Origin of the sequence: Collinsella aerofaciens (assembly GCF_901212495.1) — a bacterium.
Taxonomy (GTDB): Bacteria; Actinomycetota; Coriobacteriia; order Coriobacteriales; family Coriobacteriaceae; genus Collinsella; species Collinsella aerofaciens_H.
In genome coordinates this window covers 63,584-74,906 of the sequence record NZ_CAAKNY010000086.1, presented here as the reverse complement: position 1 = coordinate 74,906, position 11,323 = coordinate 63,584, and the positions used below count along the sequence as shown (strand labels likewise).

The following is an 11,323-nucleotide window of genomic DNA, read 5'->3' as shown; positions in this document are numbered from 1 at the left end:
CGCCCCGACGGGTTCGACCCCATGCGAGGTCAACAAAAAAAGACGGTCAACTTTCATTGACCGTCTTAACATACTTTGGTGGGCCGTCAGGGGGTCGAACCCTGGACCTTGGGATTAAGAGTCCCCTGCTCTACCAACTGAGCTAACGACCCGATATCAACACGAAGCAAAGACTGGGGTGGGTAAAGGGACTCGAACCCTCGACCTACGGGACCACAACCCGTCGCTCTAGCCAACTGAGCTACACCCACCGTGTCCTGTGCGCTTCGCGCTCGACTATTATTGCAAGGAACGCCACGCGATGCAAGCCCCAATTTTCAAGAATTTTGAAAAGAGTTTTACGAGCGCGTTTCGAGCAATTCCCACCGGTTTCATAGGAGTAAACTTGCCCCACAGCAAATGCTCGAAAGGACAAGCATGAAAGAACTCTCCAACCGTACGGCGACATTTACCGATTCGGTCATCCGCCGCATGACGCGCATCTCCAATAAGTACGGCGCCGTCAATCTCTCACAGGGCTTCCCCGACTTCGATCCTCCGGCGCGGCTGCTCGAGAGCCTCAGCACCATCGCGACCGACCCCAAGCCGCTCTATCACCAGTACTCCATCACTTGGGGCTCCCAGGCCATGCGCGAGGCGCTCGCGGCCAAGCAGGAGCACTTTATGGGCATGCCGATCAACCCCAACGAGAACATCGTAGTCACATGTGGCTCCACCGAGGCCATGATGGCCGCCATGATGACGGTTACGAACCCCGGAGACAAGGTCGTCATCTTCTCGCCGTTCTACGAGAACTACGGTGCCGACACGATTCTCTCGGGCGCCGAGCCCATCTATGTGCCGCTCAACCCGCCCACGTTCGATTTCGATCGCGAGGTCCTCGAGGCGGCCTTCCGCGACAACGATCCCAAGGCAATCGTCCTATGCAACCCGTCCAACCCCTGCGGCAAGGTTTTTACGCACGAGGAGCTCACTTTTATCGCCGACCTGTGTAAAAAGTACGACGCCTACTGCATTACTGACGAGGTCTACGAGCACATCGTCTACGCACCCCATGAGCATGTCTACATGGCCACGCTGCCTGGCATGTTCGAGCGCACCATCAGCTGCAGCTCGCTGTCCAAGACCTACTCCATCACCGGTTGGCGCCTGGGCTACACCATCGCCCCGGCCGAGATTACCGAGCGCATCAAGAAGGTCCACGACTTCCTCACCGTGGGCGCCGCCGCTCCCCTGCAGGAAGCCGTCGTGGCCGCCCTCAACTTCGACGACAGCTATTACGATGAGGTCCTCGATCTCTACACCGCCAAGCGCGACCTGTTCTGTCAGGGACTCGACAGCATCGGCCTTGAGCATAACGTGCCGCAGGGCGCCTACTACGTTATGATGGACATCTCGGAGTTTGGCTACGACAGCGACCTCGACTTCTGCGAGGATCTCGCTTCCAAGGTTGGCGTGGGCGCCGTGCCGGGCTCAAGCTTCTTCCGCGAGCCCGTCAACCACCTGATCCGTTTCCACTTTGCCAAGCGAGACGAAACGCTCAACGCGGCGCTCGAGAACCTCAAGTCCCTGCGTGATAAAATCAAGCCGCGGGGGTAAGGACAGCCCAACAACTAAAAGCATCAAAGAAACCTCGCATCCTCCGTTGGACTGCGAGGTTTCTTTTTATAGCGCTTTCTTAATTATTTTAGAGCGCGATACTTTAGAGGTAAAACAACTCGACCAAGAGAAGGACGCTATGGCAGAGCAGCAGCTTATCGGAGCGTTCGAGGCCGGCGGCACCAAGATGGTATGCGCCACGGGCCATACAGACGGCACGGTCCTGGAACGCGAGCAGATCGTGACCACAACCCCGCAGGAGACCGTCGAGGCCGTCAACGCATGGCTTGCCGACAAGGGCATCGCCGCCCTGGGCATCGGCGCCTTTGGCAGTAAGTGCGCCAACGGGGCGCCGCACCGTCCAGCAATCCATCCTACGGGATAACGCCGCCACGCCCTTGTATAAGCCCCCAAACAAAGAAAGGCCGCCTAGGACCAAGCAACGTGTCCTAGGCGGCCTTTTTAGCACATATGAGCGATCGTAGAAGATATCGAAGAACAACGCCCGTCACCGCTCCGCAGCAGTCGATCATCACGTCGGTGATCATACCGGCGCGACCGGGCACAAAGAGCTGAATCGTCTCGTCAATCGAGGGAACCAGCAGTAGGAAAACCGCCGTGGGAAGCAGCACATCAAAGGTGCGACGGCCCTCGATATCGAAAGCGTGCGTCGCCAGAATGCCGAGCACCATGTACTCGGTAAAATGCGCGCACTTGCGAACGACGAAGTTGGTCACCCACTCATACGGAAGCCCCACGCCGTGCAGAAGGCCGCGAACGGCCTCCATAATCGACAAGCTCAATGAACCGGATCCCGTGCCGGGAACCATCGAATTGCCCCAGATGAGCAGCACCATCAGGCAGGTCGCGACCGCCCATTTTCGATCGAGTTTAAGCATAAAGAAGTTATGCCTCCGCACGGAGTGGCTCAAAGCTGGCGGTGCCACCCTCGATAACACTCAGATAGGCACGGCCCGTGCGCCTTACCGCTGCAGACTGCAGGCGGTCGATCTCCTCCTCGAGAATCTGATTGACGCGCTCGTGACGACGGTTCTCCATGATGCCAGCAGCGATGGCCTCGGCACGCTCGATACCTTCGCGCGAGATGCGGGCGGTATCCTCGGGGAACACGGCGCTGTGGCGACCAACGTAAGCGGGGGCAGCGGGCTGAGGAGCAGGCGCAAACACCGGAGCGCCAACGGGAGCGGGCTCGACGACCTCGTCCAAAATTGCGGCAGCGGCTGCCCACATGCCCTCGTGGCCCGAATAATCGGCCATGGGGACGTCTTCTTCGGGAGTCGTATCGACAGGCTCGTCGACTGCGATGGACCGGGACGCGGAGGCCGGGGCATCGACCGGGGCATCGACCACATACGGCACGTCGTTCGAGATGACCGGCTCGTCAAGGTCATCGAGATCGATAGCCGCCGCAGAGGCGTCGTTGATGATCGGCATGTTGGCAAGGTTCACGTTGTACGGCACCGCCTCCGCCGCCTGCCGCTGTGCAGGAGCGCCCCACAGTGAGCTTTCGGCAGCACGGCGGGCGGCAATAGTCTCCTCGTCGACGGCCAGCGGCTCGTCGGCGTAGGAGTCAACGGCGGTGGCGGCAGCCGGAGTCACGGGCACGGCAGTGTCATACGTAACGGATTGAGCCGCGGCGGCGTTGTTGGCGGCGTTAGCCACGAGCGCCACAAAGGCGGCCGTGCTGCCCGCAGGGGCGGCATGAGAGCCCGAGACGGCGCGCGCGGCGGCAGCGATGTCATCGCGGTTATAGGAGCCGGTCTTACCGCCGTAGGTAAGCTCGTCGATGGCGACCTGGTACACATCGCGCGAGCGCGCGGGATCGCAGCTGACCGGCGAATCATCGTCGAGCATGCCGTCGATCATGGACCAGGCATCGGCCTCGCTCATGGCATCCGCGGCGCGAGCGATGGTGGGGACACCGTCGTCCGTATGAAGCCGCTGGAAAGCACCAGTCAAGCCGGAGAAAACCGAAGAGGGCTGCGCGGCGTCTGCCGGAACGGCAGGAGCCGCAGTAGCAACGCCCTGAGGGGCAGCCCACTGCTGTTGGGCGGGCATCGAGGCGGTCTGGGACTCATTTTGATGCTGGTTGACGTTCGCAGCGCCACCCATGGCATCGGGCTGGAATAGGTGCTCAGCATGCTGCGTGCGATATTCAGAAATGCCGAGCGAGGCGGCATAGATACCAACGCCCGCCACCGCACCCACGGCAAAAGGAACAGCGCCCGCGACGACCGTCTCGTTCACCGACGAAAACGGCAGCGTGGCAGCATACATCACCACGGGAGCGGCAAGGCCGATTCCGCAGGAAAGTCCAGCAAGGACTACTCGTTGTGTTGCATCAGAAGAAGCCATGAGCTCTCCCCATCTTCCAGCACCCAGATCGCATCATTCAGTTGGCTGCGCGAGAGAAGATGAAGCGGGGCTATGCCCCAAAGCAACGGTATATGGTTCGTTTCATCTGCGTTTTCCGTCGCGAAGCTTAACAGCTATTATGCGAAACCCCCTTGGGGATTGCAAGCGACGAAGCGGGATTGAAACGGGAAAATCGCTGCTTGCCGGTCATGAGGTCAATAATCGTAGGCGAGCGGCTATACGAAAAGGGCCAGGATCTTAACGCCCGGCCCTTCTGGCATGTCTATGGTTGTTGTCGCGTGCAGCGGACGGCTAGAACGTCTGCTCGTAATCGCTGTGCTTTTTTGCCGAACGCACCAGGAACTCCTGGTTGGTATTGGTGCCCTTGAGGCCCTTGATAAACGATGCGGCCGCGCGCTCGGTATTGTTCATGCCGGCGAGGATACGGCGCAGGCCGAAGACAAATGGGCGCATCTGCTCGTCGACCAGCAGGTCCTCGTTGCGTGTGCCCGAGGCAACGGGATCGATGGCCGGGAAGATACGGCGGTCGGCCAGATCGCGGTCGAGCTTGAGCTCCATGTTGCCGGTACCCTTGAACTCCTCAAAGATGACCTCGTCCATCTTGGAGCCGGTATCGATGAGGGCGGAGGCCAGGATGGTGAGCGATCCGCCGTTCTCGATATTGCGGGCTGCGCCCAAGAAACGCTTGGGCGGATACAGGGCCGCCGAATCGACGCCGCCCGACAGGATACGGCCCGAGGCGGGAGCGGCCAGGTTGTAGGCGCGGGCAAGGCGCGTGATGGAGTCGAGCACCACCACGACGTCGCCACCCAGCTCCACGATGCGCTTGGCACGCTCGATCACGAGCTCTGCCACGCGGGTATGGTTTTCGGCGGGCATATCGAAGGTCGAAGCCACGACCTCGCCCTTGATGGAGCGCTGCATGTCAGTGACCTCTTCGGGGCGCTCGTCGACGAGCAGGCAGATGAGGTGTACCTCGGGATTGTTGATCGAGATAGACTGGCAGATCTTCTTGAGGATCGTGGTCTTGCCGGCCTTGGGCGGCGACACGATCAGGCCGCGCTGGCCCTTGCCGATCGGCGACACGATGTCGATGGCGCGACCGGTGATGGAATCCTTGCCGTGCTCCATACGCAGAGGCTCATTGGGATAGACCGGGGTAAGGTCACCAAACTTGGGGCGGTTACGTGCCTGCTCGGGATCAACGCCGTTGACGGTCGTGATCTTGGCGAGGCCGGCGCGCTTGTCGCCACCGCGTGAGGGGCGCAGCGAGCCCTCGATCACATCACCCGTACGCAGGCGTGCGGAGCGGATGAGATATGCGGGAACAAAGGCGTCGTCGTTGGACTTCATGTAGCCGTGGGCATGGATGATGCCGGAGCTGTCCGGGCGAATCTGCAGAATGCCCTTGATATCGCGGAAGCCCTCGGCCTTCGCAGCGGTGGTGTAGATTTCCTCGACGAGCTCGGCCTTCTTCTTGCCGGTCGTCTCGATCTCGAACTCCTTGGCCTTTTCGCGCAGCTCGGCGACCTTCATGGCCGCGAGTTCCTCACGCGAAAGCGTAGGCTCGGTCGGAGCGGCATTGCGCTCCTTGTTGCGCTGCTTGCGATCGCGCTGACGGTTGCGGCGGTCGTTGTTGCGGTCGTTGCGCTCGTCGTTCGCTTATGCTGACGGCGGTTGGGGCGGGCGCCGTCTTCGCCCTCGGCGGGAGCGGCACCATCGGTTGCGGCGGTGTCAACATTGGCCGCAGCGGCATCATTGGCCTCAGCGCCGGAATCGACCTGCGCTTCGGCATCAACCTGCTGTTCGGACGCCTTGGCCTTAACGGACTTCTTACGACCGCGCTTGGGCTTCTCGGACGCAGGCTGTTCGGCGTCCTGAGGCTCGGCGGCATCAGTCGATGCATCAGCGGTCGTCTCGGCGGAATCCTCGGATGCACCCTTCTTGGCAGCCTTAGCCTTGGACGTGCGCTTAGCAGCGGTGCGACGGCTGCGACCGGGACGGACGTCGGTGGGCTCGGTATCGGCGGGAGCGGCCTCGGAAGTCGTAGCATCTTGAACGGCCGCGTCGGCAGCGGTTGCAGACTCGGCGGTCGCCGCAGCATCGCGAGCAGCGGCGGCTGCGGCTGCGGCCTTCTCGGCTTCGATGAAGGCCTTGGGCTTGCGACCGCGGCGGTGCGGGCGCAAAGCCGGATCGACAACGGGAACTTCGCTGGCCTCGACAGGCGCAGCGGGCTCGGCAGGCGATGTGCCCTCCCCTGCCGCGGAACGGACCGAAGCCTCAGTGGACTCGGGGGCTACCTGTTCCGCAACCTGCTCGACCTTAGCAGCCGTGCGGCGGCGTGTGCGCGGAGCCGGCTTCTCGGTCGGCTGCCCCGCGACAGGGGCCTCGGTGGCCGCAGGCGCCTCGGAAACGACCGGCGCTGCAAACTCGGTCAGTGCCGCGACCTCGCGCTCAGCAGCACGGCGACGGGCGCGCACAACCTGAGCCTCGCTGATTTGTGCCAGCGCACGGGCCTGTGCAACCTCATCGGAAATCGGTGCGGAGGAATCGGCAACGGTGCGTTTGGCTCGCGTCGCGCGCGTGACGCGACGCTTGGGCTTGGCAGTCTCCTCGCCGTCAGCGGCGGGCTTAGGCGCACGGCGCGTGCGCTTGGGCTTTACGGGCGCGGCATCCTCTTCGGCGGCAGGGGCAACTCCCTCGCCAGCGGCAGGCGCGACCTTCTCAGCCGATGCGGGCGCAGGCGTCGGAGCGGCCTTGGGGGCCCCAGGAACAGAGGCCTGCACCGGTGCAGGCATCACGACCTGGTCCGACGCAACCGGTGCAGCGGGAGCGGTTTGCGCCGTCGTTATTTCGTTTTCTTGCTGTTGATCAGACACAGTGTTTGCTCAACTTTCTTTTCAAGCCCTGTGATCACATGCTCCCTGCATATACCTTCAGGGCGGCTAAACAGTCTAGATCCGTACAAAACGACGGACATCATTGATCTGTATCGAGATGATTGCGTCAATCACGCAGGATTAGTGTAGCACAACCGCAACCACCTGCAACTTAGTCATTGGGGACGTTCTTAAACGACTAGCCATCAGGGACACTCTTTGGTTTACCACCCACAAATCAGACCGCCTCCGCCAAAACTCTGGCGGTTTACTACGTTGAATCGCTCGACCGCGATCACTCCGAAACCTGTTGAACTAAACCCGCAGGTAGATGCCTTGTACTTTTTAGCGAAAAGCCGGCGTGGTTGGAAATTCTCAATTCATCGTAGTAAACCGACATAGTTTCGTAGTTCAAGCAGTTCCAAATTCGTCAATACGTCGGCGTTTGTGAAAAAAAGCCCGACCTCCGTGGGAGATCGGGCTTTCAAGGCTTAGTTAGACCAAGTCTGAACGGTCAAATGACCCGCAGATTACATCTGCTCGGGCGCGGAAACGCCAACGAGGGTCAGCACCAGGGCGAGCGTCACGCGGACAGCGTCGCAAGCGGCCAGACGGGCGCGCGAAAGCTCGGGATCGACGGGACGGCCCTCGCTCGGCAGCACCTGGCAGGCAGCATAGAAGCTGTGGAAGTCACCGGCGAGCTCCTCGGCAAAGTGCGTCAGACGGAACGGAGCGCGGTCGCGAGCGCAGCTACCGATAAGTTCGGTGAGCTCGTTGAGCTTACGCGACAGGGCGAGCTCGGTCGGGTCGGTCAGCAGCGAGTAATCGACGTGCTCGCCAATGGCCTTCTCAGCGACGGCCTTCATGCCCATCTCGGCGGCCTGCTCGGCGGTGACGTCGGCGGCGCGACGCAGGATGGAGCACACGCGAGCGTGAGCGTACTGCACGTAGTACACCGGGTTGGAGTTGTCGCGCTTCTTGACGGCCTCGATGTCGAAGTCGACCATCTGGTTGGAGCTCTTGGAGATGAGCGTGTAGCGGGCGGCGTCAGAGCCGACCTCGTCGACGAGTTCCTGCAGGGTCACCATGGTACCCTTGCGCTTGGACATACGGACGGGCTTGCCGTTGCGCAGCAGGTTGACGAGCTGGCCCAGCAGAACCTCGAACTTGCCGGGGTAGCCCAGAGCGTCGCAGACGCAGCGGACGCGCTCGATGTAGCCGTGGTGGTCGGCGCCCCAGATGTCAATGACGTGGTCGACACGCTGGAACTTGTCCCAGTGATAGGCGACGTCGGAGGCGAAGTAGGTGTACTCGCCGTCGGACTTGATCAGCACGCGGTCCTTGTCGTCGCCCAGATCGGTGGAGCGGAACCACAGGGCGCCGTCCTTGGTGTAGAGGTAGCCCATCTTGTCGAGCTTCTCAAAAGCGCGGTCGACGGCGGAAGTGCCGGCGGTCTCGCCCTCGGTGTCCTTTACGTACAGGGAGCGCTCGGAGAACCAGCGGTCAAAGTCGCAGTTGACGGCGTGGCAAAGGTCGCGCATGTTGTCGACCATCTTTACGTAGCCGCGCTCGCGGAAGCTCTCCATGCGCTCCTGCGGATCAGCCTCGACCCACTTGTCGCCGTCGGTGCGCCAGAACTCGGCAGCCTCGTCGATGATGTAATCGCCGCCGTAGGAGTCCTTGCCCAGAGTCTCGGCAAAGTTGTCTTGGTAGGGATGGGTCTCGGGGTGCTCGTCGTTCTCGTCGGCGACAAAGGCATCGCGGTCGGCGATCAGAATCTTGTGAGCCTCATCAATGTCCACGCCCTGCTTGGCGATGATGTCGGCAAGCTGCATATAACGCGTGCTGATGGAATTGCCGAAGGTGTTCATCTGAGAGCCATGGTCATTGATGTAGAACTCACGCTGGATGTCGTAACCGGCGTGGTCCATGACGCGGCAAAGAGAATCGCCCAGCGCGGCCCAGCGGCCATGACCGATGTGCATGGGGCCGACGGGATTGGCGGAAACGAACTCGACCTGAGTCTTCAGGCCACCACCGACGTTGGACTTGGCGAAGTCCATGCCTTTCTCGCGGGCCTCGCCAAAAATGGCGTTCTTGACGGCAACGGAGAGGTAGAAGTTGATAAAACCGGGGCCGGCGATCTCGACCTTCTCAATCGCGGGGTCCTCGGGCATATGGGCAACGACGGCCTCGGCGATCTTGCGCGGGGCGCAGTGAGCCAGCTTGGCGGACTTCAAGGCCATGGTGGAGGTCCACTCGCCATGAGAAGTGTCAGCCGGTCGCTCGATGGCGCAATCGTCAAGTTCAAATGCGGAAAGGTCGCCGGCCTCCTGGGCCGCAGCGAGCGCAGCGCGTACCAGTTCTTCAATCTTCTCGGGCATAGATCCTCCTTGTGTTAAAGCCCCCGAGCTCTTGGTCACTCGTAGGGCAAAAGCCAGAGTTTGTAGCACTCTATCACAAGCGACGCACACTGTCGCAGGGTAAAGCCAATCGATATTGCATATGCACAAAAATGACTACTGCCTACGATGAGTCACTCAAAGATGGCGGTCTGCCTGCAGATTATGCACGCGTTGGAACTGCATTAACATGTGAATGAGCGGTGCATTTTATCGAATACTCTTACCTATCGGAGTTGTGTGCTTTTCCTGCATAAAGTGAATGTTTGCGCACGTCAGCGTGGTATTCTAGTCATACGCAAATTCGTATAAGTTGGAGGTAGCATGTTCTCAATCGGTCAACACGTCATTCATCCGGGTCAGGGAGTCTGCACCGTCGTCGGTTTTAGGGACGACACGCCGCAGCCCATGCTGTTGCTCGAGACCAAGCAGGGGCATGCTCAGACGGTCCTTATGTATCCCGTGGCGCAGGCCGACCGTTTGCATTCCGCTATCTCCCAGCAAGATGCCGAGCATCTGCTGAGCCACTTTAACGAGCTCGAGTGCGACACCTTTACCGAGCGCAACAGCTCGCTCGAGGAGACGCACTTTAAGCAGCAGCTTAAGCTGGGCGCACCCGAGACGGTCCGCGTGGCAAAGACCATGATGCACCGCATTCGCCAGGCCGAGGAAGCCGGCAAAAAGCCCAGCTCATACTACATGCGCGTGCTCAAGGAGGCAAAGCGCCGCTCCGTTGAGGAGTTCGCCGTCGCTCTGGGCGTCACCGAAGAAGACGCCGAGGCCTGCCTAGCCCAAGCTGCCCTCAACTAACCCGCCAAAAAGGGACAGGTTTGTTTTGGCAGGTTTTATCTGGCCAAACGTCAACGAACAATTAGTAAATGGCCGGGCGCTCCGTTTTGTTTTGAGCGCCCGGCCATTCTTCTATCGCCGCAGAAATGCTTGAAGCCCATTTGCGCTGACATCACGCGAGGGCCATCCAGATCAACGTAACCAAAGCACGCATTCACAACAAGCGCGCCCGTCTTGCTCAATTACCATTAAAAAGCATCAATTTGAAAACGCAATAACATTTCGGCAGGTAGCAGCTATAGTCGGTGAACTGAATCTCGACAACCGAAGCCTCCAAATGAGGTATCTTCAGCCCATCCAAGCTAAAGGAGGGACCATGCCGAGAAAGCCTCGTTCAAAGTCACCAACCGGTTATTTCCACGTCACATTGCGCGGAAACGGAGGACAATTGCTGTTTGACGGTGACGAGGACCGAATCGCTTTGCTTCACATCCTCGACGCAATCCTCCCTAAACACAATATTGAGCTTATCGCTTGGTGCCTTATGGGCAACCACATCCATCTCCTCGTCGACGATCCGGACGACCGCAAGAGCGACGCGATGCACGCGATAGCCGTGTCGTTTGCGGGAAGATATAACGCGCGAATGGGGCATATCGGACACGTTTTTCAGGAGCGCTTTTGGGATTCGCCGATTAAATCGGAAGAGTATTTGCTCGAGGCAATTCGATACATTCATTTGAATCCACAAAAAGCAGGACTGGCGGCATACGACGAATATCCGTGGAGCAGCCATCGCGAGTATCTGATGAGCACCGGGTCACGGCCGCATATCACCGGCAGCGTTATCGACGCATTATTCCCGACACCTCGCTCATACCTTCAACTCATGGAAAGTACGCCGTCGCTTCCCTATCGCCCCAGCGCAACAGCCAAGGTACGCGAGGAAGATTTATGCGAATTTGGCGCGGCAATCGTGCGGAGTGTCGCAGGATGCGCCCCTACGGAACTTAAATCCGTCTCCAAGGCACTTCGCAATGAGGCGATACTCACGCTACGGAAAGAAGGGCTAACGATTAAGCAGGTTCAGCTGCTGACCGGACTGGGAATATGGATTATCAAGAATGCGGCCTAGCGTCGCGTTTGCCGAATTACGGAAACGGCAAAGCATGTCTGCCCGCCGCGAGGCGCCGCCATTCGCCGATGTCGCCATGTCAAAAAGAAAACGCTTCCGCTGAATAACGTCCAACGGAGGCG

General features: G+C 60.0%; 9 protein-coding genes and 2 tRNA genes. 4 read left to right on the top strand and 7 right to left on the bottom strand.

From position 1 onward, the window contains the following. Positions 1-76: 76 nt before the first annotated feature. A tRNA-Lys gene (locus SFLMC1_RS11055) sits at positions 77-152 on the bottom strand. Between the two features lie 22 nt (positions 153-174). Further along, positions 175-251, bottom strand: a tRNA-His gene (locus SFLMC1_RS11050). Positions 252-417: 166 nt separating this feature from the next. On the opposite strand from SFLMC1_RS11050, the gene SFLMC1_RS11045 reads away from it, so the two are divergent. Both SFLMC1_RS11045 and SFLMC1_RS11040 read left to right on the top strand, forming a co-directional pair. After that, a complete protein-coding gene (locus SFLMC1_RS11045; RefSeq protein WP_152073722.1) occupies positions 418-1,599 on the top strand; it encodes a pyridoxal phosphate-dependent aminotransferase in 1,182 nt (393 codons plus the stop codon). 139 nt (positions 1,600-1,738) lie between these two features. Next, positions 1,739-1,984 (top strand): ROK family protein, encoded by a 246-nt coding sequence (locus SFLMC1_RS11040; protein WP_226814219.1) that lies wholly within the window; start codon positions 1,739-1,741, stop codon positions 1,982-1,984. A gap of 64 nt (positions 1,985-2,048) precedes the next feature. Here SFLMC1_RS11040 and SFLMC1_RS11035 read toward each other — a convergent pair whose 3' ends face one another. From SFLMC1_RS11035 to argS, 5 genes are all read right to left on the bottom strand, one after another. Continuing rightward, positions 2,049-2,498 carry a VanZ family protein gene (locus SFLMC1_RS11035; RefSeq protein WP_152073721.1) on the bottom strand — a complete coding sequence of 150 codons (450 nt, stop codon included), beginning with the start codon at positions 2,496-2,498 and terminating at the stop codon, positions 2,049-2,051. A gap of 7 nt (positions 2,499-2,505) precedes the next feature. After that, positions 2,506-3,975, bottom strand: coding sequence for a hypothetical protein (locus SFLMC1_RS11030; protein WP_152073720.1), 1,470 nt, complete (start codon positions 3,973-3,975; stop codon positions 2,506-2,508). Between the two features lie 312 nt (positions 3,976-4,287). Continuing rightward, a complete protein-coding gene (gene rho, locus SFLMC1_RS11475; protein ID WP_410053245.1) occupies positions 4,288-5,532 on the bottom strand; it encodes a transcription termination factor Rho in 1,245 nt (414 codons plus the stop codon). Beyond that, positions 5,529-6,875 (bottom strand): hypothetical protein, encoded by a 1,347-nt coding sequence (locus SFLMC1_RS11470; RefSeq protein ID WP_410053244.1) that lies wholly within the window; start codon positions 6,873-6,875, stop codon positions 5,529-5,531. Before SFLMC1_RS11470 ends, rho begins: the two co-directional genes overlap by 4 nt. A 530-nt stretch (positions 6,876-7,405) precedes the next feature. Continuing rightward, entirely contained in the window at positions 7,406-9,259 is a 1,854-nt protein-coding gene (argS, locus tag SFLMC1_RS11020; RefSeq protein WP_152073719.1) for an arginine--tRNA ligase, read from the bottom strand. A gap of 342 nt (positions 9,260-9,601) precedes the next feature. Between argS and SFLMC1_RS11015 the strand changes: the two genes are divergently transcribed. After that, positions 9,602-10,087 (top strand): CarD family transcriptional regulator, encoded by a 486-nt coding sequence (locus tag SFLMC1_RS11015; RefSeq protein WP_152073718.1) that lies wholly within the window; start codon positions 9,602-9,604, stop codon positions 10,085-10,087. A 355-nt stretch (positions 10,088-10,442) separates the two neighbouring features. Further along, positions 10,443-11,201: a transposase gene (locus SFLMC1_RS11010; protein WP_187323966.1), complete on the top strand. Its 759-nt coding sequence runs from the start codon at positions 10,443-10,445 to the stop codon at positions 11,199-11,201. Positions 11,202-11,323 lie beyond the last annotated feature (122 nt).

Bases quoted from the DNA above. Each gene is read 5' to 3' on its own strand.
- SFLMC1_RS11045 (WP_152073722.1), top strand. From the start codon at position 418: ATGAAAGAACTCTCCAACCGTACGGCGACATTTACCGATTCGGTCATC.
- SFLMC1_RS11040 (WP_226814219.1), top strand. From the start codon at position 1,739: ATGGCAGAGCAGCAGCTTATCGGAGCGTTCGAGGCCGGCGGCACCAAG.
- SFLMC1_RS11035 (WP_152073721.1), bottom strand. From the start codon at position 2,498: ATGCTTAAACTCGATCGAAAATGGGCGGTCGCGACCTGCCTGATGGTG.
- SFLMC1_RS11030 (WP_152073720.1), bottom strand. From the start codon at position 3,975: ATGGCTTCTTCTGATGCAACACAACGAGTAGTCCTTGCTGGACTTTCC.
- rho (WP_410053245.1), bottom strand. From the start codon at position 5,532: ATGAAGGTCGCCGAGCTGCGCGAAAAGGCCAAGGAGTTCGAGATCGAG.
- argS (WP_152073719.1), bottom strand. From the start codon at position 9,259: ATGCCCGAGAAGATTGAAGAACTGGTACGCGCTGCGCTCGCTGCGGCC.
- SFLMC1_RS11015 (WP_152073718.1), top strand. From the start codon at position 9,602: ATGTTCTCAATCGGTCAACACGTCATTCATCCGGGTCAGGGAGTCTGC.
- SFLMC1_RS11010 (WP_187323966.1), top strand. From the start codon at position 10,443: ATGCCGAGAAAGCCTCGTTCAAAGTCACCAACCGGTTATTTCCACGTC.